The 24,857-nt window shown below is 65.6% G+C and carries 22 protein-coding genes and 1 pseudogene; 14 read left to right on the top strand and 9 right to left on the bottom strand.

Annotated elements, in window-relative coordinates; translation table 11 throughout:
* Window positions 1-31: 31 nt before the first annotated feature.
* Window positions 32-1,573, bottom strand: a complete 1,542-nt coding sequence (locus tag ACWDTI_RS00445; protein ID WP_449736061.1) for an APC family permease — start codon at window positions 1,571-1,573, stop codon at window positions 32-34.
* 250 nt (window positions 1,574-1,823) lie between these two features.
* Window positions 1,824-2,258: an Lrp/AsnC family transcriptional regulator gene (locus ACWDTI_RS00440; protein ID WP_449736060.1), complete on the bottom strand. Its 435-nt coding sequence runs from the start codon at window positions 2,256-2,258 to the stop codon at window positions 1,824-1,826.
* Window positions 2,259-2,369: 111 nt separating this feature from the next.
* Between ACWDTI_RS00440 and ACWDTI_RS00435 the strand changes: the two genes are divergently transcribed.
* The gene (locus ACWDTI_RS00435; RefSeq protein ID WP_449736059.1) at window positions 2,370-3,431 is read left to right on the top strand and encodes a Glu/Leu/Phe/Val family dehydrogenase; all 1,062 of its coding nucleotides are present in this window, start codon (window positions 2,370-2,372) and stop codon (window positions 3,429-3,431) included.
* Between the two features lie 294 nt (window positions 3,432-3,725).
* Entirely contained in the window at window positions 3,726-4,664 is a 939-nt protein-coding gene (locus ACWDTI_RS00430) for an aldo/keto reductase (protein ID WP_449736058.1), read from the top strand.
* A 374-nt stretch (window positions 4,665-5,038) separates the two neighbouring features.
* Here ACWDTI_RS00430 and ACWDTI_RS00425 read toward each other — a convergent pair whose 3' ends face one another.
* Window positions 5,039-6,286 (bottom strand): NAD(P)/FAD-dependent oxidoreductase, encoded by a 1,248-nt coding sequence (locus ACWDTI_RS00425; RefSeq protein ID WP_449736057.1) that lies wholly within the window; start codon window positions 6,284-6,286, stop codon window positions 5,039-5,041.
* Between the two features lie 128 nt (window positions 6,287-6,414).
* Here ACWDTI_RS00425 and ACWDTI_RS00420 point away from each other — a divergent pair, with 128 nt between their 5' ends.
* Together ACWDTI_RS00420 and ACWDTI_RS00415 are read left to right on the top strand one after the other, a co-directional pair.
* Entirely contained in the window at window positions 6,415-6,843 is a 429-nt protein-coding gene (locus ACWDTI_RS00420; protein ID WP_449736056.1) for an HIT family protein, read from the top strand.
* A gap of 306 nt (window positions 6,844-7,149) precedes the next feature.
* Complete coding sequence (locus ACWDTI_RS00415) at window positions 7,150-7,542, top strand: DUF5313 domain-containing protein (protein ID WP_449736055.1); 393 nt, start codon at window positions 7,150-7,152, stop codon at window positions 7,540-7,542.
* On the opposite strand, the gene ACWDTI_RS00410 is transcribed toward ACWDTI_RS00415, so the two are convergent.
* On the bottom strand, window positions 7,543-8,619 hold the full coding sequence (locus ACWDTI_RS00410; protein ID WP_449736054.1) for an NADH:flavin oxidoreductase: 1,077 nt from the start codon (window positions 8,617-8,619) through the stop codon (window positions 7,543-7,545).
* Window positions 8,620-8,684: 65 nt separating this feature from the next.
* Between ACWDTI_RS00410 and ACWDTI_RS00405 the strand changes: the two genes are divergently transcribed.
* From ACWDTI_RS00405 to ACWDTI_RS00395, 3 genes and pseudogenes are all read left to right on the top strand, one after another.
* Complete coding sequence (locus tag ACWDTI_RS00405) at window positions 8,685-9,152, top strand: MaoC/PaaZ C-terminal domain-containing protein (protein ID WP_449736053.1); 468 nt, start codon at window positions 8,685-8,687, stop codon at window positions 9,150-9,152.
* Between the two features lie 424 nt (window positions 9,153-9,576).
* Window positions 9,577-10,677: an enoyl-CoA hydratase/isomerase family protein gene (locus ACWDTI_RS00400; protein WP_449736052.1), complete on the top strand. Its 1,101-nt coding sequence runs from the start codon at window positions 9,577-9,579 to the stop codon at window positions 10,675-10,677.
* Window positions 10,670-11,445, top strand: a pseudogene (locus ACWDTI_RS00395) (enoyl-CoA hydratase). Before ACWDTI_RS00400 ends, ACWDTI_RS00395 begins: the two are co-directional and overlap by 8 nt.
* Before the next feature lie 207 nt (window positions 11,446-11,652).
* Here the strand turns inward: ACWDTI_RS00395 and uxuA are convergent.
* From uxuA to ACWDTI_RS00380, 3 genes are read right to left on the bottom strand one after another with little or no spacing between them, the layout of a single operon-like run.
* A complete protein-coding gene (uxuA, locus tag ACWDTI_RS00390) occupies window positions 11,653-12,861 on the bottom strand; it encodes a mannonate dehydratase (RefSeq protein WP_449736051.1) in 1,209 nt (402 codons plus the stop codon).
* A 43-nt stretch (window positions 12,862-12,904) separates the two neighbouring features.
* Window positions 12,905-14,377 (bottom strand): GntP family permease, encoded by a 1,473-nt coding sequence (locus ACWDTI_RS00385; protein WP_449736050.1) that lies wholly within the window; start codon window positions 14,375-14,377, stop codon window positions 12,905-12,907.
* Window positions 14,374-15,042, bottom strand: a complete 669-nt coding sequence (locus tag ACWDTI_RS00380) for a bifunctional 4-hydroxy-2-oxoglutarate aldolase/2-dehydro-3-deoxy-phosphogluconate aldolase (protein WP_449736049.1) — start codon at window positions 15,040-15,042, stop codon at window positions 14,374-14,376. Before ACWDTI_RS00380 ends, ACWDTI_RS00385 begins: the two co-directional genes overlap by 4 nt.
* Window positions 15,043-15,179: 137 nt before the next feature.
* Between ACWDTI_RS00380 and ACWDTI_RS00375 the strand changes: the two genes are divergently transcribed.
* The 3 genes from ACWDTI_RS00375 to ACWDTI_RS00365 all read left to right on the top strand — a co-directional run bounded on the left by ACWDTI_RS00375 (window position 15,180) and on the right by ACWDTI_RS00365 (window position 17,287).
* Window positions 15,180-16,223 (top strand): sugar kinase, encoded by a 1,044-nt coding sequence (locus tag ACWDTI_RS00375; RefSeq protein ID WP_449736048.1) that lies wholly within the window; start codon window positions 15,180-15,182, stop codon window positions 16,221-16,223.
* Window positions 16,220-16,984, top strand: a complete 765-nt coding sequence (locus tag ACWDTI_RS00370; RefSeq protein ID WP_449736047.1) for an IclR family transcriptional regulator — start codon at window positions 16,220-16,222, stop codon at window positions 16,982-16,984. Before ACWDTI_RS00375 ends, ACWDTI_RS00370 begins: the two co-directional genes overlap by 4 nt.
* Before the next feature lie 135 nt (window positions 16,985-17,119).
* Window positions 17,120-17,287, top strand: coding sequence for an acyl-CoA-like ligand-binding transcription factor (locus tag ACWDTI_RS00365; RefSeq protein WP_449736046.1), 168 nt, complete (start codon window positions 17,120-17,122; stop codon window positions 17,285-17,287).
* A gap of 24 nt (window positions 17,288-17,311) precedes the next feature.
* Here ACWDTI_RS00365 and ACWDTI_RS00360 read toward each other — a convergent pair whose 3' ends face one another.
* On the bottom strand, window positions 17,312-18,025 hold the full coding sequence (locus ACWDTI_RS00360; protein WP_449736045.1) for a hypothetical protein: 714 nt from the start codon (window positions 18,023-18,025) through the stop codon (window positions 17,312-17,314).
* Between the two features lie 218 nt (window positions 18,026-18,243).
* Between ACWDTI_RS00360 and ACWDTI_RS00355 the strand changes: the two genes are divergently transcribed.
* Window positions 18,244-19,338 (top strand): alpha/beta hydrolase, encoded by a 1,095-nt coding sequence (locus ACWDTI_RS00355; RefSeq protein WP_449736485.1) that lies wholly within the window; start codon window positions 18,244-18,246, stop codon window positions 19,336-19,338.
* Window positions 19,339-19,638: 300 nt separating this feature from the next.
* Here the strand turns inward: ACWDTI_RS00355 and kstR are convergent, their stop codons facing one another.
* Window positions 19,639-20,292, bottom strand: a complete 654-nt coding sequence (gene kstR / locus ACWDTI_RS00350; RefSeq protein WP_449736044.1) for a cholesterol catabolism transcriptional regulator KstR — start codon at window positions 20,290-20,292, stop codon at window positions 19,639-19,641.
* Between the two features lie 152 nt (window positions 20,293-20,444).
* On the opposite strand from kstR, the gene ACWDTI_RS00345 reads away from it, so the two are divergent.
* The 3 genes from ACWDTI_RS00345 to ACWDTI_RS00335 all read left to right on the top strand — a co-directional run bounded on the left by ACWDTI_RS00345 (window position 20,445) and on the right by ACWDTI_RS00335 (window position 24,850).
* Window positions 20,445-21,245 (top strand): methyltransferase domain-containing protein, encoded by an 801-nt coding sequence (locus ACWDTI_RS00345; RefSeq protein WP_449736043.1) that lies wholly within the window; start codon window positions 20,445-20,447, stop codon window positions 21,243-21,245.
* A 118-nt stretch (window positions 21,246-21,363) separates the two neighbouring features.
* A complete protein-coding gene (locus tag ACWDTI_RS00340) occupies window positions 21,364-23,652 on the top strand; it encodes an acyl-CoA dehydrogenase family protein (RefSeq protein ID WP_449736042.1) in 2,289 nt (762 codons plus the stop codon).
* Window positions 23,653-23,755: 103 nt separating this feature from the next.
* Window positions 23,756-24,850, top strand: coding sequence for an acyl-CoA dehydrogenase family protein (locus tag ACWDTI_RS00335; protein WP_449736041.1), 1,095 nt, complete (start codon window positions 23,756-23,758; stop codon window positions 24,848-24,850).
* Window positions 24,851-24,857 lie beyond the last annotated feature (7 nt).

The raw sequence follows: 24,857 nt of genomic DNA, 5'->3' as shown, positions 1-24,857 counted from the left end.
AAATTGTCAGTTCCAGAGGTGATTCAGACGGTCATCGATCTGCGCCGACCTCCACGAGCGCATCGTCGTCCGTGGCACCGCTCGGCTCGTTCCGCGAGCGCGATCGCAACCCCAGCACCGAGTGCCGGCGTCCGTAGGCCAGGTAGACGACGATGCCGATGGCCATCCACACGATGAACCGAATCCAGGTCTCCACCGACAGGTTGATCATCAACCAGCCGCAGGCGAGGATCGCCAGGATCGGAACGAACGGACTGCCGGGCACACGGAAGCCACGCTTGAGGTCGGGTCGGGTGCGGCGCAACACGATCACACCCGCGCAGACCAGGACGAAGGCGAACAGGGTGCCGATGTTGACCATCTCCTCCAGCGTTCCCATCGGGAACACCGCGGCAATCACCGCGACGATGATGCCGACCATCATGGTGATACGCACCGGATTTCCCGACTTGTTGGTGGCACCCCAACTGCGCGGGACGAGCCCGTCGCGCGACATCGCGAACAGCACGCGGGTCTGTCCGAGCAGCATCACCATGATGACGGTGGTGAGGCCGGCCAGCGCGCCGATGTTGATCGCCGTCTGTGCCCACGTGATGCCGTGCGCCTTGAACGCCGTTGCCAGCGTGGCACTTCCGTCGCCGACCAATGGGCTTCCGGTACTCAGCTGCTGATAGCTGACCATGCCGGTCAGCACCACGGTGACGGCGACATAGAGGACCGTGACGATGGCGAGCGAGCCGAGAATGCCTCGGGGGAGCGACTTCTGCGGATTCTTGGTCTCCTCGGCGGTGGTCGCGACGACGTCGAATCCGATGAAGGCGAAGAACAGCATGCTCGCCGCCGCCAGCATCCCGTACCAGCCGAAGCTGCTTCCGGTGGCGCCGGTCAGTGCCGAGAACAGGGTCTGGTGCAGACCGGCGGCGGCGTCGGTGTTCGGCACCGACTTCGGCACGAAGGGATGGTAGTTGTCGGTGTTGATGTAGAACGCGCCCACGACGATCACCAGCAGAACCACGGCCACCTTGATCGCGGTGATGATCGCCGAGACCCGCGACGACAGCTTCACGCCGAACGCCAACGTGAGGGTCAGCGCACCGACGACGAGCACAGCGCCCCAGTCGAATTGGATACCACCGAGATGAATCGTCGTCGGGGCGCCGATGAAGTCCGCCAGATACAACGACCAGCCTTTTGCCACAACCGAACCGGCCAAGGCGAACTCGAGGATGAGGTCCCAGCCGATGATCCAGGCGATGAACTCGCCGAATGTCGCATACGAGAAGGTGTAGGCGCTGCCGGCGACGGGGACCGTGGAGGCGAATTCGGCGTAGCAGAGCGCCGCGAGCCCGCAGGCCACCGCGGCGAGGACGAATGCCAGCGAGACGGACGGACCTGCCATGTCACCCGCGGTGCGGGCGGTGAGCGTGAAGATGCCTGCGCCGATCACCACCGCGACACCGAATGTCATCAGGTCTTTGGTGGTCAAGTCCTTGCGCAACTTGCTGCGCGGTTCGTCGGTCTCGGCGATCGATTGCTCGACCGACTTCGTCCGCCATATGCCTGTTCCGGGCATGAATAGATCTCCTCAATACGAGTTCGCAACGCGCAGAGCGCATCTGGCTGCCGACCTCGAGCGGTTGGGGTGGGCTGTCGCATTACTAGGACAGTCGAGTAACGGCAGTACTGCTATGCAAGCAGTGTGACCTGGAACACGCCAAGGAAAGTCGGGAACTTCGTCGGGATACGCAAAGAATGCGCCGAGGACTGAGGTGGGCGTGAAAATTCTTGCGTCATCGCACCGTTTTCTCGGGGGGTTGGACTGGTCAGCGATGCCACGAGCCGAGCACGATCATCGTCTTGGTGCCCGTGGCCTTCCCGCCCCGCCGTAGGTGATTGATGATCTGCTGCAGGTGCGCATGGTCGCGGGCGCGTACCCGAACCAGCATGTCGGGATCGCCGGCGATGGTGTACACCGATTCCACCTCGGGGATCTGCGTCATCTCCTGGATCATCTCGTCGGGCTGGGAGGTCCCGACATACCGGACCTCGGTGAAGGCCTCGACCGGCCGGCCGAGCGCTGCCGGATCGATTGTCGCGGTGAAACCGGTGATCACCTGCTGCGCCCGCAGTCGGTCCACGCGGCGCTTGGTGGCGGCCACGGACAGGTTCACCCGAGTCGCCAGGTCGGAAAAGGTCGCGCGACCGTCATCGGACAGCAGTGCGAGTAGCGCAAGATCGGTGTCATCAAGCTCGATCATGCGCAATAATCTAACGCTGATCCTCGGCAATCGACAAAGAATTGCGTCGTCGGCTCGAATGTTCATCAAGACCTTGTGTGCGGCATCACAGCACCAATAACGTCTCGCGGCATGACGACAGCAAGCTCGACCATCGATTTCCTTGCCGACATCCACGACCGTGACTTCGAACAGATCGTGATCTGCCGAGATCCCGAGGCGGGTCTCGAATCGTTTATCGCCGTGCACGATACGACGTTGGGCCCGTCGCTCGGCGGGGTGCGGATGCGACAGTATCCGTCGTCTGCGGCGGCTTTGGCGGACGCGATGAATCTCGCCCAGGCGATGACGTACAAGGCCGCGCTCGCGGGTGTCCCCCTCGGTGGGGGCAAGAGCGTGATCAACGCCGACCCGCGTGTCGCCAACCGCGACGAGGTCCTGGTTGCGCACGCGAAATATATTGCGGCACTGGGTGGTCGCTACATCCCGGGCGTCGACATGGGCACCTCCGTCCGTGACCTCGAACTGATCGGCCACCACGTCCCGGTGGTGTCGAGCCAGCGGGGCGACCCGTCGTACTTCACCGCCCGCGGAGTCGTTCGCAGCATCGAGGTCGCCCTCGACGCGGCCGGCCGGACCGTCGCCGACAGTCGGGTGGCGATCCAGGGGCTCGGCAACGTCGGCCTGCACGTGGCCCGGATGCTTGCCGAGGCGGGCGCACAAGTCCTCGGCGCCGATATCGACGTCGAACGCGTACGTCGCGCCGTCAACGAGATCGGCATCATCGCAATGGATCTCGACGACATCCTGCTGGCCGATGTCGACGTCGTGGCACCCTGCGCCGGTGGCGGCGTGGTCGACGAGCGCGTGGTCTCCCGGTTGCAGGCGTCGGTGCTCGTCGGAGCGGCCAACAACATGCTCAGCCACAACGGGCTCGCCCGAGACCTCCGGGAACGCGGCATCGTGCATGTCCCGGACTTCGTCGCCAACGCCGGTGGCCTACTGGCCGTCGAGGCCGAGGTCCGCGACGACGAGACCGATCTCGTGGACCGGGTCGACGCCATTGCCGACACCTCCCGTGACATCCTGAATCGGTCGGAAGGGACCGACACTGACGCAGTTAGCGTGGCGTTGTCGATGGCGAAGGATATCGTCGCGGCCAACCGCAAGTACCGGCCGTACTTCCGGCAATAGTCGGGCGGGCAGACCCACCGGATGACTCGTCTCGAGGACTCTGGCGGCGAATGCCGTAGGACAGAACCGGCTCACTGCGCGCCTCCGCTGCCGCCATCCGCATGCCCGACACGGTCGACTCGACGAGATGTTCGCAACCGCCAGTGCCGCAGACGCGACAGTCGTCACCAACGGACGCGCCGTCGAACAGTTGATGGGGTACCCCGACGACGAAGCGTCGCCCCTGGCGATTCGGCATCTCGCGCGTCGGTGGCCGAGCCCCGGGCTGTGCTGCCGTCGACGTAGGATCGATCGATGAAGCGAATCACCCTCGGGCCGACCGACATCTCCGTTCCCAATGTCGCTGCGGGCATGATGCGGATTCAGCAGAAGAGCGACGAGGAAATCCTCGAACTCGTGCGGACCGCCCGTGATGCCGGGATCGATTTCTTCGATCATGCCGACATCTATGGCGACCAGCCGGCACACGGCTGTGAGCAACGATTCGCCGAGGCGTTGCGGTTTTCGCCGTCGGAGCGCGAACAGGTCACGATTCAGACGAAGGCCGGAATCGTCAAGGACGGACCGTACTTCGACTTCTCCTACGAGCATCTGATCGCGGCCGTCGATGGATCGCTGCGTGCCCTGAACACCGACTATCTCGACATCCTGCTGCTGCACCGACCCGACGCCCTTGTCGAACCCGACGAGGTGGCCCGCGCCTTCGACGACCTCGAAACTGCGGGCAAGGTAAGGTATTTCGGGGTGTCCAACCACACGCCGCGGCAGATCGACCTGTTGCGGAAGTCGGTGAACCAGCCCATCGTGGCCAACCAGCTCCAACTCTCGATCACCCATGCGCCGATCGTCGCGCAGGGTGTTGCGGCCAACATGTCGGGTGAGGAACAGTCGCTGACGCTCGACGGCGGTGGCATCCTGGACTACTGCCGTCTGCACGACATCACGGTTCAGGCGTGGTCGCCGTTCCAGGCCAAGTTCTTCGACGGGGTGTTCCTCGGGTCGGACCGGTACCCCGAACTCAACGCCGTCCTCGACCGGTTGGCGGCCAAGTACGATGTCCCGACGATCGCGATCGCCACCGCGTGGATCACCCGGCATCCCGCGCAGATGCAGGTGGTACTCGGCACCACCACACCTGCCCGAGTTGCGGGTGCGGCACTGGGCTCGGATATCGCCCTGACCCGATCTGAGTGGTACGAACTGTTCCGAGCGGGTGGGCACCGCGTGCCCTGACCCGGATGTCGGACGAGGACCCTCCGAGCGGCCCGCGGACCGTGGGGTCGAGATGGTCGATCCATTGGTGGACGTGCTTGGCGGCGAATTCGGTGACGACGCCGGCGTTCCGGTCGGTACTCGAGTTGTCGGCCACAGCGATTCGGGTGCGGTCTGCCAGCCGCCCGGCGATCAGCACGTTCGCGGCTCACCTTCCCGGTTGTCAACGGCCGGGAAGGTGAGCCGTCGGCGCCGCAATTGATTGCGTCGGTCGCGTCCATTGGAGGTGCGTCGGGGGGCTGCGCGGTTGGTGGTAGCGGCGAGTGGGGAACCGACTGATCCCGACATTGTTGCGCTGGCCGAAGGCCGGAGCGGCGACGGCCCGACGGCCTGAGTTACGAAGGGCCGGTGTCGGCTTGTGCGACGATGTCCCTCAGCTTCACCGCCGGATCCGCCAACGCCTCCACATCGATTCGAAAACCGTTGCCGATCAACTTCTTTCCCGTCGAAAAATCCGACGGCGCGTTGACCGCCTCCACCGCGACCACGTTGCCGGCGGGCTGCACATGGTAGAACGCCACCGCGTTCTTACCCGGCGTGCGTCGGGTGACGATCCGAGCGTCCGGGGTGGTGAGCCCGGCCATCTTGAGTTTGAGGTCGAACTGATCGGACCAGAACCACGGCACCTCGTGCTCGTCGGGCTCGTGACCGAGAATGGCCGCTGCCGCTCGTTTGGCGTGTTCGGTTGCGGCGGGAATGGATTCGAGTCGTCGCAAACCGTGGTGGTCCTTGACCGGTCGGCGCGCGACGTCGCCGATGGCGAAGATGTGCGGGTCGCTGGTGCGACCGTCCTCGTCGGTGATGACGCCGTCGTCGTACTCCAAGCCGGCGCTGAGGGCGAGCTGGTCGTCGGGCGCGGCGCCGATGCCGACGAGCACGGTGCGGCAGTCGACCACCGTGCCGTCGTCGAGTTCCACCCCGGTCACCTCGGTGCCCTCGGAGCGGAGCCGCGCAACCGACCGTCCGGTCAGGATCGTGGTGCCCCGCTCACCGTGGTATTCGGCGAGCAGCCCGGACAGTTCGGCGCTGGCGACGCGCGCGAGGATGCGGTTCTCGCGTTCGATGACGGTCACGTTGATGCCGCGGGCGCGGGCAACCGCGGCGACCTCCATACCCACGTAGCCGCCACCGACGATGGCCAGATCGCCGCCGCGGTCCAGCGACCGGTTCAACGCGTCCGCGTCGTTGATGGTTCGCAGCGTGATCACCGACGGCGTGCCGTCCGGGGTGCCCGGTAGCGGGCGGGGGGTGGACCCTGTCGCCAGGACGAGGGTGTCGTATCCGATCGCGGTGCCGTCGGCGAGCACCACCGTCCGGTCGGCGGTCCGGACCTCGACAGCCCGTGATTGCGTCCGCAGGTCGATCCGGTTGTCGGTGTAGAACTCCGCCGGCCGCAGCAGTTGCTGAGCCGACGGGCCGTCGAATTTCTTCGACAGCGGCGGCCGGTGATAGGGCAGATGCTCCTCGTCGCCGATGACCGTGAGATGTCCGGCGAACTCGGACTGGCGCAGCAGCGCGGCCAGGCCGGCGCCGCCGTGTCCTGCGCCGATGATGACGACGGAGTGCTCAGTGCTGGGTATCACCCGTCTACGGTAGGCCGTCGGAGATGCTCGGCGGCAGTCGACCGCGCCTTGCATCCTCGGCGACGGCGTGATCTGTTCAGGCACAACACCATTGCCCGGTACCGGTCCCATCGGTAGCGTGACCGACCATGACTGATCAGTGTGTGTTCTGCGCAATCGTCGACGGCGCCGTCCCCAGCACCAGAGTCGCCGAAGACGACACCACGTACGCGTTCATGGACATCAACCCCGCATCCGACGGTCACCTGTTGGTGATTCCCAAGCGCCACAGCAGGGACCTGACCGAGATCTCCGTGACCGACCTCACGGCGGTCACCCTGACGGCGCAGCGCATTGCGAAAGTCGTGGTCGACGAGCTCGGGGCCGACGGCGTCAACCTGCTCAACTGCTGCGGAGCGGATGCGTGGCAGACGGTGTTCCACTTCCACATTCACGTGATCCCGCGCTACCGGGACAAGTCCAAGGACCGGCTCGGACTGCCATGGAAACCCGGCGTGCCGGGCGACCAGAAGACGATTGCCTCGATCGGCGATCGATTGTCGGCCGCGTTGTCCTGATCGCCGGATGATCGCCTGCCGATCTTCTGGGTGGAGCCGATCGACGCCTCCGACGCCGCGGCGCTCCTCGCCTCCGACGAGGAGCGCCACATCAGAGGTGTTGCGCTCCGGGTCGACGCGGGGAACATGCCCGTCTGAAGTTGTCCGGCACGAGCAAGGATCGAATTGATGGATTCGTGCAATCCGCCCATTGCTCGGCATGATGGAAGCAGCGGTGACATCGGCCACTTCACTATCCCACGATTCAATCGTGTGCTACTAATATGGAGAGTGGTCGCTGACAGACCCGAAGGAATCAGGTGAGAGATGAGCAACGACGCGTCCCGCCCGCACGGATGGCTGTACGTCAAGTACTGCTATGGCGCCAAGCTGCCGGCCTCGATGATCGACTGGGTACGTAACGACCTCGCCGGTCCCGGCGCGGCCACCCGGATGGTTCTGCGCTGGTCGATCCCGTGTATCGCCATTCTCGTCCCCATGCTGTTCACACCCGCAGATTGGCTGATCCGGGCCAACATGACCATCCCGATCCTGCTGCCGTACCTGTTCTTCTCGATCGCGCTCAACCGGGTCTACCGGCGCTTCCGCCTGACCCAGCACGGTCTCGATCCCGACCTGGTCAATCAGCAGGATCGTGTCAAGAACGCCGATCTGTACGAGGAGTACAACCGCAAGTACCGCGGTGGGCGGCGGGCCTGATCAGGCCACGAAGTCATCCCAATTCGTCGACAGGTAGTCGAGGAACTTCGGTCCCACCGACTCGCTGACCAGATGGTCGGCCGGGACCGGTTGCGGCGTTGACTGGTAGCCCGGGTCGGTGAGGACGCGGCGTGCGAAATCGTGGTGGATGATGCCGGCCGTGCCGATCAGTGCGAAGTCGGCACCGCGGTCGAGGCATTCGTGGATGCCGGGGCCGTCGAGGATCTTTCCGGCGACACCCAGCCGCGTGCTGCCGCGCGGTAGGTCGGTGAAGAACTCGATCAGATGCCGTCCCCGATGCTGCTCCTCGTACGGTTCCTTGAACGCATCCCACAGCGACATGTCGAGGTAGTCGAGCTTGCCGTCGGCGAGGACCTGGCGTGCGAGTTCTTGCGATTCGTCGAGCACGATGCCATACCGTTCCGGCGACAACCGCAGGCCCACTTGGAAATTCGACGACGTCGCGGCACGGATGCCGTCGATGATCTCGTGGATGATGCGAAACCGGTTGTCGGCGGAACCGCCGTACCGGTCGGTCCGGTCGCTGTGGCGCGAATCGAGGAACTGGCACAGCAGATACCCGTGTGCACCGTGGATTTCCGCGCCGTCGAAGCCGGCGCGTTCGCCACGCACCGCGGCGTCGACAAAGTCCTGCACGACACCCTCGACGCCGGCGGTCGTCAACGCGGTGGCGCCCTTCGCCGGGTCGTCCCATGCGCCGACGACGGGCCGGCCCGACAGCACGGAACTCGCGCGACGACCGCCGTGCTGCAACTGGACGGTGGCCACGGCGCCGGCGGCGTGCAGCCCGTCCGCGAGGCGAGTCAGGCCGCCGATGTGCTTGTCGTCGCTGATGCCGAGTTGCCCGGGAAACGAGAGCCCGGCCTGACTGACGAACGCCGCGCAGGTCATCACCATCCCGAAGCCACCCTCGGCGCGGCGGACCAGCCATCGGTACTCGTCGTCGTGGAGCGTGCCGTCGGGGTTGCTCTGAAGGTTCGTCAGAGGTGCCAGCGCGAGGCGATTGGCCCAGTCCGGGCCGTGGGTGAATGTCAGCGGCGACGGCAACGCGGTCATGCTCGGTTCCTCCTGGGGGTCGACCACTCGATGTATATCAGCCGCGCGTCGATACCCTCACCACCGTGGATACCGACGCAAACGTGAGCTTCGCCGACGACCTTGCCGTCGGTCATCGTTATCGGCTCGATTCGTACACGGTCGACGAGGCCGAACTCGTGGAGTTCGCCCGGCAGTGGGACCCGCAGGGGTTCCACATCGACCCGGAAGTCGCCGACGCCGGCGCGTACGGCGGCCTGATCGCCAGCGGCATCCACACCCTCGCCATCTATCAGCGCCTCGCGGTGCTCGGTGTGTTCAACCACTGGAGCGTGATCGCCGGACGGGAACTGAGCGACGTCCGGTTCCTACGCCCCGTGCGCCCGGGCGACACGTTGACCGGCACCGTCGGGATCGACGAGATCGCCTTCGACGAACGCGGGCGAGCGATGGTCACCACGTCCGCCGAACTGGTCAATCAGCGCGGTGCGGCCGTGCTGAGCCTGGTCGTCGGTGCATACGTGCGGGCTCGGGCCGGTCGGTCTGACGGCTGACCTGGTTTCGACCAGCGACGGGCTCGCTGCGCTCGCTCGTCGCGCTCAACCAGCGAGGACTCCTCGCGCCGGATGAGCCCACTCCCGCTCGTTTAGCTCCCTCCCGCTGGTTGGGCTCCCCTCCCGCTGGGTTGAGCCCACTCCCGCTGGTTGAGCCCCCCTATCGCTGGTTGAGCCTGTCGAAACCTCCCACCGTCGGCTGAGCCGCCCGCCGGTTGAGCCTGTCGAAACCCCACCCCCGCCGGCTGAGCCGCCCGGAGCGCCAGCGGAGGGCGTGTCGAAGCCTCGCACGCTGACAGCGCAACCTGCGGCCACCCGAACCTCGAAACCCCGCTCGCTGGTTGAGCCTGTCGGAACCACCCCTGTACTCCTTTACTAGGATATGCAACTATTCTTGATGACGTCGTCAATGCGAGGAGTGGTCATGGTGGATGAGCCGTCGGTGCTCTCTGGGGTCGTCGGGTCGGTCGCGACCCTGACGCTGAACCGGCCGAAGTCGATCAACGCGCTGGACCATTCGATGGTCACGGCCATGGACGAGTTGCTGCGCGCGTGGGCGGTCGACGACGCGATCTCCGCCGTCGTGGTGCGCGGCGCGGGGGAGCGTGGACTGTGCGCGGGCGGCGACATCGTCGCGATCCACCGCGACGCCTCCGCGCTGAGCAGCGACCCCACGGCCGGCGATGCGCAGGCCGCGGCCTGCCCGTCGGCCGCGTTCTGGCGAGACGAGTATCAGCTCAACGCCGACATCGCCCGCTACCCGAAGCCCTACATCGCGATCATGGACGGCATCGTGATGGGCGGCGGCGTCGGAATCTCCGCGCACGCCAACACCCGCATCGTCACCGACCGCACACGACTCGCGATGCCCGAGGTCGGCATCGGGTTCGTGCCCGACGTCGGGGGCACCCACCTGCTCGCCCGAGTACCGGACAACCTCGGGATCTACGCCGGACTCACCGCGAACTCGCTGTCCGGGGCGGACGCCATCGCGCTCGGCATCGCCGATCACTTCGTGCCGTCGGAGAACCTCGACGATTTCCTGTCCGCCATCGCCTCCACCTCGCTGGCCGACGCCCTCGCCACCTACGCCCAGGAGCCGCCCGAGGCGCGGATCGCGGGGCAGCGCGAATGGATTCGCGACGCATTCGCCGCCGACACGGTCCCCGGGATCATCGAGCGGTGCCGTGCGGTTGGCAGCGAGGAGGCGACCAAGGTCGCCGACACGATCGCCGCCAAGAGCCCGACCACCCTGACTATCACTCTCCGCGCGTTGCGCGAACCACTGCCCACCCTCGAGGACACCCTGCACCGCGAATACCGGGTCTCGATGCGGAGCCTCCTGCACCCCGACATGGCCGAGGGCATCCGCGCCCAGGTCATCGACAAGGATCGCAACCCGTCCTGGCGGCCACCCACGTTCGACATGGTCACCGCAGAATCGGTGGACGACTATTTCGCGCCACTTCCGGACAGCCTGGAACTGATCATCACCCAAGTCGCACAGGAGGATTCGAGTGTCTAAGCTCCAGACCATCACCGTCACCACAGAAGACCGCGTCGGTGTCATCACACTGAACCGACCGAAGGCACTCAACGCGCTCAATACCGAGCTGATGCGGGAAGTCGTCACGGCAGCAACCGAATTCGACGACGACCCCGAGATCGGTGCCATCGTCATCACCGGATCCGAGCGGGCATTCGCCGCCGGTGCCGACATCAAGGAGATGTCGTCGAAGTCCTACAGCGACGTCGTCACCGAGCAGTTCTTCGGCGCCTGGGATGACCTGTCGCGGTTGCGCACCCCGATCATCGCCGCGGTCACCGGCTACGCACTCGGTGGCGGCTGTGAGCTCGCGATGCTCTGCGACATCATCATCGCCGGCGAGAACGCCGTGTTCGCCAGCCCGAGATCAACCTCGGCGTGATCCCGGGCATCGGTGGCTCCCAACGACTCACGCGTGCCGTCGGCAAGGCCAAGGCGATGGACATGGTCCTCACCGGGCGGCAGATGAGGGTCGACGAGGCCGACCGCCTCGGGCTCGTATCCCGTGTGGTGCCCACCGAAGAATGCCTGACCATCGCGAAAGAGATTGCGGCAGAGATCGCCTCGAAATCGTTCATCGCCTCCTCGCTCGCCAAGGACGCCGTCAACCGCGCCTTCGAGTCGAGCCTCGCCGAGGGTGTGCGCGCCGAGCGTGCCCTGTTCTATTCGACCTTCGCCACCGAAGACCAGGCCGAAGGCATGGCCGCGTTCGTGGAGAAACGGGAGCCGAAGTTCCAGCACCGCTGACCTTTCCCGCTGGCCGAGTTCTCGACGAGCCGCATCGCTCGCTCGGCTGACCTTCTCCGCTCGTCTGGTAGGGAGGGAGGCGTCGCCGAGCCTGGATCCACCGATTCGTATCGCAAAGGCGGTGTGCGATAACGAAACGCATCTCGCAGATGTGACTGTGTCGGTACTCATCCGATCAAATCCGCCGCGTGTCATGATCCGCGAGCGCTAGCGCGCGAATGCGACCTGTGGAGGTTCGATTTCGGTGTGCGAGCGAGCAATACCGAGTTCGAGGCCCCGTAGCTCGGCGAGCCCCTTGAGCCGGCCGATCGCCGAATAGCCCGGGTTCACAGTTTTCGCCTGGTCGTCGAGTATCTGGTGGCCGTGGTCGGGGCGCATGGGGATGCGGCGCTGTTCGCGGCGCGACAGGTCGACCACCTCCTTGACGACCGCATACATGTCGGAGCTTCCGTCCAGGTGTGATGCTTCGTGGAAGTCGCCGTTGTCGTGACGCTGGACGTTGCGCAGGTGGAGGAAGCCGATCCGTGAGCCGAATCGCCGGATCATCGCGACCAGGTCGTTGTCGGCACGCACCCCGAAAGAACCCACACAGAAACACAATCCGTTCGCTGCGCTGGGCACGGCTTCGAAAAGGGCGGCCAGGTCGGCTTCCGTACTCACGACTCGCGGAAGCCCGAAAATCGGGTACGGCGGGTCGTCGGGGTGAACGACCAGGGTCACGCCGTACCGCTCGGCGACCGGGCAGACCTCGCGGAGGAAGTCGATCATGTTGGCGCGCAGCCGATCTGCATCGATGTCGGCGTATGCGTCGATGGCGTGCTGGAACTCGGCCGAGGTGAACGCTTCCTCGCTGCCCGGCAAACCTGCGATGATGTTGCGCTCGAGTCGGTGACGCTCGGTCTCACTCATGGTGTCGAAATAGCGTTCAGCCCGTGACCGGGTCTGTGCGTCGTATTCGTTTGCAGCACCGGGTCGTTGCAGGATGTGGAGGTCGTACACCGCCAACGCGTCTGCTTCGAACCGCAGCGCTTTTGCCCCGTCGGGAAGTGAATAGGCAAGGTCCGTCCGGGTCCAGTCGAGGACGGGCATGAAGTTGTAGGTCACGGTGTCGAGACCGCATTCGGCCAGATTGATCAGCGTCTGCTGGTAGGCCGCGACCGCGGCCTCATACCCATCCGCCTGCTGCTTGATCGCTTCGTGCACCGGCACGCTCTCGACGACGGTCCAGGTCATGCCGCTGTCTTCGATCATCTGGCGCCGCGCGCGGATCTCGTCGACCGGCCACACCTTGCCGTTCGGAATGTGGTGAAGCGCGGTGACAACTCCCTCGCATCCGGCCTGCCGGATGTCGGACAGGCTGACCGGGTCGTTCGGACCGAACCAGCGCATCGACTGCACCATTGCGTGATTGTTCATGACGGGAACTCCTTCGTCGGGAACCGATGATTTGCGCTGATGCTCAGGTGACGACCACGAACAGGGTGGCGGCGACGGCGAAACTGACCACGGACAAGATGGTCTCCAGCACGGTCCAGGTCTGCAATGTCTGTTTGACACTCATGTTGTAGAACTCGGAGATGATCCAGAACCCGCTGTCGTTGACGTGACTGAGGATGATCGACCCGGCGGCGATCGCCATGGCGATGAGGGCGAGGGCCACCTGAGAGTAGTTCTGATCGGCGACCAGGGGACCGACGATGCCGCCGGTGGTGACGATCGCAACAGTCGCCGACCCCTGGGCGATGCGCAAGCCGCAACTGATCACGTAGGCCAGCACGATGATGGGCAAGCCGGCCGCCGACATCGTCTCGGCCAGGGCGGTACCGATCCCCGTGGCCGAGATGACCTTGCCGAAAAATGCACCGGCACCGATCACGAGCAGCAGCATGCCGACGGGGCGTAGCGACTCGCTGGTGATGACACCGAGTTCCCCGACCGTGGACCCGCGCCGGATTCCGAGCACGTAGAACGCGATGAGCACGGTGATCAAGAGTGCGACCGCGGGATTGCCCAGGAAGGTGAGCACCTGCACGACCGCGCTCTCCGGGTCGAGCAGCATCGTGCCGAAAGTCGCACCGAGGATCAGGACAAGCGGGACCGCGATGATCGCGGCGATCAGGCGGACAGTGGGCGGTGAGGTGGTCGTCGGCGAGGTGACCGTAGCGGTGACCGCGCCACCAGTTCCACCGGATACACCGGTCGCGTCGTCGGTCGCGTCGTCATCGTCGGGGAGTTCCTCGACGAAGTCCGGCGGAACCTCGACGTAGACCCGCTTCCCGATGTAGGTGCCCCAGGCGATACCGGCAGCGAGGAACCCGGGAATGCCGCAGACGAAACCCATGAGGATCAGCCAGCCGAGATTGACGCCGAGGAGGCCGCCCAGTGACACGGGACCCGGATGTGGCGGAAGGAATGCGTGCGTCATCGACAGGCCGGCGAGCATCGGCAATGCATACAGCACCAGCGATTTCCCGCCGCGGACGGCAGCGACGTAGACCAGTGGCGTGAGGACGAAGATGCCGATGTCGAAGAAGACCGGTATGCCGAAGATGAGTCCGAGCACGCCCATTGCCACCGGGGCGCCGCGCTCGCCGAACATGCCCAAGAGGCGCGAGGTCAACACGTCGGCCCCACCGGATTTCTCCAGTATCGCTCCCAATACGGTGCCGAGGCCGATGATGAGCGCGACGTGACCGAGAATGCCGGCGAAGCCCTTCTCCAGCAGTGAGTCGCTGCTGTGTAACGGAGTGCCCACCAGGTCGGACACCGATACGCCTGCGGCCAGTGCCAGAAGCAGACCGGTGATCACGAGTGCGATGAATGGTTCGAGTTTGACCTTGATGATCGCGTACAACATGATGGCGATCGCGCCACCGCACAACACCAACAGTCCGGGAGTGGTGGTCCGCAACCAGTCGACTGCTGCGTTCATCGGACGAACACCTCCGCCTCGCGAGCGGGAGCCACCGCGTCGGTGAAAAGCCGCGCCCGCTGCTCGATCTCTGCCCATTGCCCGCGTGCGACCAGGTCGGGCGTCACGACGTCGGTACCTGCGGTGACCGCCGCGGCGCCGGCCTTCAGGTACCCGAGAGCATTGTCCACCCCGACACCTCCCGACGGCACCAGTCGGGCACCGGGAAATGGTCCGAGGAGATCAGAGATATAGGTCTGGCCGAACCCGCGGGCAGGAAAGATCTTCACCGCCGCCGCACCGAGGTCCATCGCCGTCATCACCTCGGATGGGGACAGCGCACCCATGAGTAGCGGGACGCCGGCGGCGGCGGCCACCTCGGCGACCTCGGTCCGCAGACCCGGCGTCACCAAGAACTGGGCACCGGTGCCGATCGCCAGACTCGCCTGCTCTCCGGTGAGCACGGTTCCGGCACCCACGATCGCGCTGGATTCAGCGGCCGCGGCCAGACAGTCGACCACATTCGGTGTGGTGAAGGTCAATTCGACGACTCGAATCCCGCCTCCCACCAGTGCATCTGCGAGCGCAGCGGGGTCGGGAATCTCCGCGGCTCTGACCACCGCGATCACTCGATCCGCGATGAGTGCGTCGATCGCACCCGGAGTTGTTGCCGTTGTGCTGGTCATCTTCTGGCCTTTCAGGGCGGCTTGTGCATCCACAGCCACTGCATTGCATAATGTGCAACGAATGTTGCAAAACTGTCGATGTGGCACTAGTGTGCATGGAAGCAGTGACAAACGCAACACCAACAACGGAGATTGATGTGACTCACGACGCTCCCGCACCCCCGTTCAGATCCCGCGTCGCATGCGTAGGGGAGGGGCTGGTCGTCCTTGCCGCGACACCTGGGCCGCTCGAGGATGCGGCAGGCTTCACCCTCGGCGCCGGCGGAGGCGAAGCGAACACCGCCTCGACGCTGTCGGGCCTCGGAGTGCCGACGGCCTGGATGTCCAGAGTCGGCGCCGACGGGTTCGGCCGGTACATGCTGCGGACACTGGGTGGCCGCGGTGTCGACGTGTCGGGGGTGGTCGTCGATCCGAGTCGGCCCACCGGCATCTACGTCAAGGAGTGCGGCACCGATACACACCGCGACCTGCCGACCGGTGATTCGCGTATGTTGTACTACCGCAAGGGATCTGCCGCGAGTGCTTTGGACGTCGGTGACATCCGACGTGGTCGAGCCGCCGACCTGCTGGCCCGTGTCGACCTCGTGCATGTCAGCGGGATCACCGCGGCGTTGTCGGATACCGCCCGCCGGACCGTCGACGCGCTTCTCAACGGCCCACACCGCACCAGCTTCGACTTGAACTATCGCCGCGCGCTGTGGGGTGACGACCGTGGCCGGGCGCGGCGAATCCTCGGTGACTGCATCTCACGCAGCGACATCGTGCTCGCGGGGGCCGATGAGGCGGCAGAGGTGTTCGGCACCGGCGACCCGGATCGGCTGCGGCGCATGTTTCCCGAACCCGAGTATCTCGTCATCAAGAACGACGCGCACGTCGTGACCGGTTTCCGTGGTGACGAGCGTGTCGACGTTCCTGCGCTCACCGTCCGGGTCGTCGAACGCATCGGCGCCGGCGATGCATTCGCGGGCGGCTATCTGGCCGGGCTCCTCGAAGGTCGTGACCACACCTACAGCATCAGACTCGGGCACGCCTGCGCCGCGAGTGCGCTCAGTCGCCACGCGGACGTCGCCGATCCACAGCCGAGGGGTGCATTGCACCGACTGGCTACACTGAGCGAACACGACTGGGCAACAACACACTACGACGACCTCGTCGACCTGCCGGAGGAAGCCACAGCATGAGCCAGAGTGTTTCGCGCGCACTCGCGATCCTGATCGGCCTCGCGGGTGAGCCGAAAACACTCGATCAACTCGCCGCCGAAATCGGCGTACACAAGTCCACGGTGCTGCGATTGCTGCAGACCCTGGAAGCCGATCGGTTCGTGCGCCACGACGACGCGCACCGCTACTCCCTCGGCTCCAGGCTCTTCGAGCTGTCCAACGTGGCGTTGGAGCAGCGCGACATCCGCACCGTGGCTCGCCCGCGCATCGTGGCGCTGAACGAATTGACCGGACAGACAATTCATCTCGCGACGCTCGAGTCCGGCGACGCCGTCTACATCGACAAGATCGATTCGCTCCACAGCGTTCGCATGTACTCGCGGATCGGTAAGACCGCCCCGCTGCACTGCACGGCGGTCGGCAAGGTCCTCGTTGCTGGGCTGCCTGATCAGGAACGCGCTGAAATCGCGGCCCGCATCGAATACACGCGGCATACGGCACGGACCATCGGCTCAGCCGAGGACTACCTGCGCGAGATCGAACTCGTCGACCGTCAGGGATATGCCGAAGACCATGAGGAGAACGAGTCGTTCGTCAACTGCATCGGCGTGCCTATCCGCGATGGAACCAACTCGGTCGTCGCCGCACTGTCCATGTCTGTGCCGGACATGCTGCTCAGTCACGAACAGGTTCTGGCCACATTGCCGCAGCTGCTCGACACTGCTGCCGCGATCTCCGAAGAACTCGGCTGGACCCGCGTGGAGACATCCCGCACGACCTGACGCGGTCCGTCGACGTCGATAGCCGTTGTGGCGACTGCGGTCACGGTGAGTTGCCGCACGGGGCGCGCTCCTGTCCCGCTCAACGTCTGTGTGGGCTGCATCTAGGGCGCGTCTCCCGATTCCCTTTGCAGGCCTTTGCGGCTCGATGGCCCCCTGGCCGCGTTGTCGTCGGTCACGATAGCTGCCGCTATCGCCGCGTCGGCGGCGGGTCACCAGCGGTGGATCGCCAATCCGGACGCGGTGTTCGCCGAGAGTCTGCGAACCATGTTCGATCTCATGGTTCCCCGCCGCCCGACCGATTGAGCGACGTGGGCGTCGCCCAACGGTTCACGCGAGCAGTTTGGCCGGGTACGAGTTCAACTTGGGATCCGAGAAGTACTGACTGACGTGCGTCGATCCGTTCAGATACCCCTGGATCAGCTTGAGGTCATTGAGGCTCGGAGCGAAATTGTTCTGCACGAAGATCTTGATGAAGTACTCCATCCAGTTGACGTTCGGTATGTCCGGCAGGTTGGTGGTGAACAACCCCACGATTCCCGGCAGCTTGCGCAAGACGCTGTTCACCGGAGTCGAAGCGATGCCGTCGCGGATATTGGACAAACCCCAAACACCCTTCGGCAGAGCGGGATATGCGCCATGAGCGCCGGCGATGCCTTCGACGTTGTTCCGGCGAAACGCCCGGGGGCTGGCGATCAACAGGGCTCCGTCGACTTCGAGGTCGGGGTAGCGGCCCGCGTGGAGCGATTCGAGGAAGTTGCTGAGACCGTATGCGCCCTCGCTATAGCCGACGATCAACGGGACATTCGGTGTCTGCCCGACATATTCGACCAGTCGTTCTTCGCAGTCTTTGAGCGCTTCGTTCAGACCGGCGTCGAACTCCAACGGGTTGCTGTTGCTGTTCACCGGGCCGATGCTGTTCTCGTACTTCAAGAACACGATCTGGTCGGTCGGGCGGAACCACTGTTTGCAGAGGTTGTACGCAACCATCGTGTGGTCGAGTTTCTCGCCGCAGCCGGCGACGAGGACGATTTCTCTGCTCATGGTCACTCCTCGGGTCTGGTCGTCGACACCGGGTGTCGATGTCGACGCATTTCGAGGATGACGCGGTGGAGCCGCGAGGTCGCGCGTAGTCCACTACGCGAATCGGCAGGTGAGGACGTCACAACTCCCTAACAACCACCGTCTCCGACTTGGGCCGTTCGTTCGCAGGCCACTAGAGTCTGGTGCAGATGTGACTGATGTTGTTAAAGGGGCTTATGGTGCGTAGTCGATGGGGTCGTCGGCGGTTGGTGCCGACTGGAGTCGCCGTTGCGGTGGGTATGGCGCTCGCCTCGGGGGCGGGGCTTGCCGCGGCCGCTCCGATGCCCGATCCAGCCGTCTCGCGCCTCGACACCGTGATTCACGAGGCGCCACAGCACATGACCGCCATCGTCTACTCGGCGTCGATGCAACGCATGATTCCCGTCTCTATCCTCCTTCCGCGCGACACGACCAAACCCCGCCCGACCCTGTATCTGCTCAACGGCGCCGGCGGCGGTGAGGACTCGGCCACCTGGTCGGCGAAGACCGACTACGACAAGTTCTTCGCCGACAAGAACGTGAACGTGGTGACGCCCATCGGGGGCGCGTTCTCGTACTACACCGACTGGCAGCGCGACGATCCGGTGCTCGGCCGCAACAAGTGGACGACCTTCTTCACCAAGGAACTGCCGCCGCTGATCGACAAGGAACTCAAGACCACCAAAGTCAATGCGATAGCAGGTATTTCGATGGCGGGAACGTCGGTCCTCAACCTGGCGATCGCGGCACCGAAACTCTATCGGTCGGTCGCCGCCTACAGTGGCTGCGCCCGCACGAGTGATCCGTTGGGGCAGGCCTACATTCGGATGGTCGTCGCCGATCGTGGACAAGGCAATGTCAACAACATGTGGGGGCCCATGGGCAGCGGCGGCTGGGTGGCCAACGACCCGTACCTCAACGCGGCAAAGCTGCGCAGCACCAAGGTGTACATGACGAGCGGCAGCGGACTTCCGGGCCCCTACGACCGGCTCGACGCACCGCTGGTGGCCGGCAATCCGTTTACGCTCGCCAATCAAGTGGTGCTCGGCGGCCTGATCGAGGCGGCGGTCAACAAATGCACCCGGGACATGGTCGCCAGGATGCGGCAACTGCATGTACCGATGCGGGTGATCATGCGGCCCACCGGAACCCACTCCTGGGGCTACTGGGAAGACGATCTGCACCGCACCTGGCCGATGATCGCCGCCGATCTGAATCCTGTCCCGGCCAAACCGAAGCCGGCTGCCGCGGCGACCACCAAACCGGTCGCCAAGCCGCCACAAACCGGCCACTGACCCCGTCACCGTGCGTCCCTCCCCGTCGAGTGGGCGCCGAATCTCGTCGACCGTGCGCCCCCATCGGTCGAGTGTGCGCCGATTCTCGTCGACCGTGCGCAGATTCTCGTCGAGTGGGCGCGGCCTTTGAGGAGGGATGCACGGTGTACGACCGACGATGCCCAGTCGACGACCGACGACGCCCAGTCGATGGTGGAGGGCACCCACTCGACGAGCGAGGGCGCCCAGTCGACGGTAAAGGGCGCCCACTCGACGGTGGAGGGCGCCCAGTCGACGGGCGAAGGCGTACGGCCGTTCGAACTACTTGATGCGGTCTTTGAGCAGCAGTCGGACGGTCAGCTCGAGACGATTGGTGACATCGGTCGCCGATGCGCGGCGGGTCAGCCACTGCACCAGATTCGACATCCACACATCCGAGATCACGCGCGCGATCGCGAGATCTTCTTCGGTCGGTTCACCCTGGTCGCCGACGATGGCGCCGGCCAACAATCGGTCGATGATCCCCGCGACCTGGTCGACCTCGGTGGTCGCCGACGCGTCGGCGAACATGAACGCGCGCGTCATGGCCTCGGTGAGCAGGGGGTCGCGCTGCATCGCGTAGGTGATCATGTCGAGGACATGCCGAAGGCGTTCGATGCCGTTGTCGCCGCGCAATTGCGACCGGTCGACCCGCGACTCCACCCGCTCGAACTCCCGGGCCAGCGCGGTGACCAGCAGATGCACCTTCGACGGGAAGTAGCGGTACAACGTCCCGACCGCGACGTCGGCCTTGTCGGCGACGGTGCGCATCTGCACCGCGTCGTATCCACCCTTGGACGCGAGAGCCAGGGTCGCGTCGAGGATGCGACGACGCCGCTCCCGCTGCGCGGCCGATCCGGTCTCGGCCCCCGTCGACGACGAAGCAGAGTCCGCGGTCGGCTCGACCGAGGTGTTTGCCGGTGCGGAACGTGCCATTTTCGCTCTGACATCCTCACGTTGTCGTCTACGGTTTGGGTATACCGGTCGGCAAACCCATTCGCATATTAGAACAGGTTCTAATTGCTCCCCACAACTCGACATTCAGAACAATTGAGTGACGATCGACACGCCACCTGGGGCGAGAAGCGATGAATCGCAAGGACGTCTACACCCACGGTCACGCCGGCGTCGTCGTGCGCAGCCATGCCGCGCGCACCGCCGCCAACTCCGCGGCGTACCTGCTGCCGCTGCTGCAACCGGGCCTGGATCTCCTCGACGTCGGCTGCGGACCCGGCAGCATCACCATCGATCTCGCTGCCGCCGTCGCGCCTGGGCGGGTGCGTGGCGTCGAGATCACCGAGGCGCCGCTGGCGGCGGCTCGGGCGGGCGCCGACGAACGCGGGGTGGCGGTCGAGTTCGCCGTCGACGACGCCTACGGACTCTCGGATGCCGACGACACCTACGACGTCACCCACGCTCACCAGGTACTTCAACACCTCTCGGACCCTGTCGCGGCACTGCGCGAGATGCGCCGCGTGACCCGCCCCGGCGGAGTGGTCGCGGTCCGGGACGCCGACTATGCCGCCTTCACGTGGTGGCCGGAGGACCCTCGGCTCGATCGCTGGCTCGAGGTCTACCGGGCGGTCGCCCACGGTAACGCCGCCGAACCCGACGCCGGACGTCGTCTCCTCGCCTGGGCGCACGCCGCCGGATTCACCGACGTCACCCCGTCGGCATCGGTGTGGTGCTACGCGACGCCCGAGGACCGCGCCGCCTGGGGCGGTATGTGGGCCGAGCGGGTCTACTCGGCCATGGGCCAGATGGCCCTCGAACGCGGGCTCGCCACCGAGGCCGACCTCGCGGACATCTCGACGGCATGGCGCGACTGGGCCGCACACCCCGATGGCTGGATCGTCATCCCGCACGGCGAACTCCTCGCACGCGCCTGACCCTCCTGCGTGGCGTCACGTCTCGATGTTCGGGACCGGCGCCTACCGGACAGCGACATCACGTGGCATATTAGAACACGTTCTAGTTCGCATGCTCAGACGACAGCAGAGGAATCTCGTGCCCATCGCCACGTCTCCCGAACAGATCGCGGTCTGCGAAGCGATCGCCACCTGGGCGCGCGGCGTCCGAACCACTGATCTCATTCGCGACGACATCGACAAACCGGCCGACCGATGGACCGAGCTGTTCGGCCAGTTGGCCGACTTCGGGGTGTTCTCGGGTGCGGTCCCCGAGGACCGTGGTGGACTCGGCGCGACGTTCACCGACGTCGCCGCGATGCTCGAGCAATGCGGCAACAGCCTGGTGCCCGGACCGCTGGCCGCGACCGTGGCTGCTGCGGTGGCGCTCTCCCGGTGCGACGACGACCGCGCCTGGGATCTGCTGGCCGCCGTCGCGGCGGGCGAGATGTCGGTGGCCGCCCCCGGGTCGGCGTATGCGAGGCGGGACCTGCCCCGGCTTCGGGACGGTGAGGTCGACCTCGGCATCGTGCCGGGGCATGTGGAGAGTGGCGCCGTCTTGGTGCTCCTCGCGGATGACGGCTCCGCCGATTCTCCGCTCCCTGAGGAGCCCGCGAGCGCGGGTGCCCTTCGAAGCGCTCGTTCCTCGCTGACTGGGGAACCGCGCGCGTCGCGAAGGGTCGGTGCCACGGCACGTCATTGGTGCCTCATCCCGCCCGGCGTCGGCGCGGTCGATGCGCTGGCGCTCGGAGCGATCAGCGGCACGGAATCGGTGTCCCGCATCCGTCTCACCGGCATCGAAACGTCGGAGCTCATCCACTTCGACGACGAGGCCGTGATCGGTGGAATTCTCACGGCGTGCGTGGCCGCCTATCAGAGCGGAGTGGCGCGCTGGGCGCTCGATACCGCGGTCGAGTACGCGAAGGTGCGGACCCAGTTCGGTGCGCCCATCGGGTCCTTCCAGGCGATCAAACACATCTGCGCCGAAATGCTTTGTCGAAGTGAGGAACTCACCTGTGTGGCGTGGGATGTCGCGCAAGCCGTCGACGGTGCGATCATTCCCGGGGCCGGCGATCATGCCGTTGAGCAGCTCGAGATCAGCGGTCTCGCGGCCGAGGTCGTCGCGGCCGATGCCGCGTTCGCAAACGCAAAGGACTGCATTCAGGTCCTCGGCGGCATCGGGTTCACCTTCGAGCACGATGCGCACCTCTACCTCCGCGCGGCGATGACCTCGCGCTCGGTCCTCCGGCAAGGCATATCCGCGCGGGAAGAGCTGGGCCGTCGGTCGATCGAGGGGGTGCGGCGCACCTTCGACTTCGACCTGTCGCCGGTCGAGCACCGGCGCGACGAGGTGCGTGCGACCATTGCCGAGATCGCTTCCGCGGGAACGGATGCCGCGCGCAGATTGATGGCCGAGTCGGGTTTGCTGATGCCGCACTGGCCGGCACCCTACGGACTCGCCGCCGAGCCCGCCCTGCAATTGCTCATCGACAGCGAGTTCGCCCGCGCCCAGGTGGAACGCCCGGACTTGGTGATCGGCGCGTGGGCGATTCCGACGATCCTCGAACACGGGACGGATCTTCAGCGTGACCGGTTCGTCATGCCAACCCTCCTCGGTGAGATCATCTGGTGCCAGCTCTTCAGCGAACCGGAGGCGGGCTCGGACCTGGCGGCGTTACGTACCAAGGCGATCCGTGTCGACGGCGGCTGGGAGTTGCAGGGGCAGAAGATCTGGACGTCGCAGGCGCACAACGCACAGTGGGGTGTGTGTCTGGCCCGCACCGACCCGGATGCGCCGAAACACAAAGGCATCACCTACTTCCTGGTCGACATGACCGCACCGGGTATCGACATCCGACCGCTGCGCGAGCTGACCGGCCACGCGAAATTCAACGAGGTGTTCCTCGACGGAGTCTTCGTGCCTGACGACTGCGTGGTCGGTGAGGTCAACAACGGTTGGCGACTTGCCCGGACAACGCTGGCCAACGAACGGGTCGCGATGCTCGGCGCCGGCCTCGGTCGCGACATGGCGGCGCTCCTCGATCAGATCGATGCCCGCACCGAGCCGCTGACACCCGGTGAGCTCGCCGGCTTCGGGGCGCTCGTCGCCGAGGCGCATGGGGGTCGAGTCATGGACGCCCGCATGGTGATGCAGGCGCTGCAGGGGCACGATCCGGGTGGGCTGTCGAGCGTGCGCAAGCTCGTCGGCGTCCGTCACCGTCAGGCCGTTCCCGAGTTCGCGCTGGAGATCCTCGGCGTCGAAGGGGCAGCAGCCAGTGAATCGTCGACCGGGTTCCTGCAGAACAGGTGTCTGTCGATCGCCGGCGGTACCACCCAGATATTGAAGACCGCGGCCGCGGAACGGATTCTCGGGCTGCCGCGTGGCTGACGTGTCGGGTCGTCGTCGGCGATGTGGGAACGCGCCGCAGGATGGTTTGATACAACTAGAACAGGTTCTAAAATTGAGGCCCGATGTGTGAGGAGGCAACGCGGTGGACTTCGCTCTCGATGAGACGGCGGTCGCGGTCCGCGACGCAGCCGCGGAGGTGTTCGCGCGGCATCAGCCGGACTGGGATTCCAAGTTCGGGTTGCGTGGACTGGGCGAGGCGACCATCGGGGCGTTCGACGAGGTCCTGTGGCGATCCCTGGTCGACGCCGGGCTGATGGCGTTGCCGCTCCCGTCCGATCTCGACGGCGACGGCCTCGACGTCCTCGGACTTCAACCACTCCTGCGAGGACTCGGCCACGCCGCGGCGGTGGTCCCGGTGCTCGGCACGGTGACGTCGGCACTCACGCTCCGGCACGCCGCGGAGCCTGCACGCGACCGATGGAGCCGGACGCTTACCGGCGGCGCCTGGCACGCTGTCGCGATCGGCGAGCCCGGCGACATGCTCACCTCGACCCCGCGCACCACCATTCGGGGCGGTCTGCTCAGTGGCAGCAAGGTCGGTGTGTTGCATGCCGACGGCGCAGCCGCTTTCGTGGTGGCTGCTGACGGTGGCGTCGTGATGATCGCCGCCGATGCACCCGGTATCACCATCACCCGCACCACCACATCGAGCGGCTGGGGGGAGTACACGGTCCGGTTCGACGATGTCGCCGTCGATGAAGCCGACATCATCGGCACCGACGTCGGAGTGCTTCGTGACAGGTACCGACTTGCCTTGTGCGCCTACGCCGATGGACTGGTCGCCGGTGCCACCGGTCTCACCGCCGACCATGTGACGAATCGCGAGCAGTTCGGTAAGCCCATCGCGCTGTTCCAGGCCGTGGGACAGCAACTCGCCGACATCTACGTCGTCGCCCGCTCGATGAACCTCGCGACCACCGCAGCTGCCTGGCGCATCTCCGAAAGTCTCGACGCCGCACAGGATCTTGACATCGCCACCTACTGGCTGGCAGCCGAGATCCCGGCGACTCTGCGCACCATGACCCACCTTCACGGCGGGATCGGCGTCGATGTGACCTATCCGCTGCACCGGTACTTCTCCATCGGCAAGGACCTCGCCCGACTGATCGGCGGTGCCGACGCACGACTCGACGAGATCGCCGACGGCACCGACACCCGGCTCGAAGCGAAAGCATAGGCGGCAC

Source organism: Gordonia sp. NPDC003424 (assembly GCF_053588655.1).
Note: the sequence above shows the minus strand (reverse complement) of the source record. Positions and strands in the feature narration are given on the sequence as shown.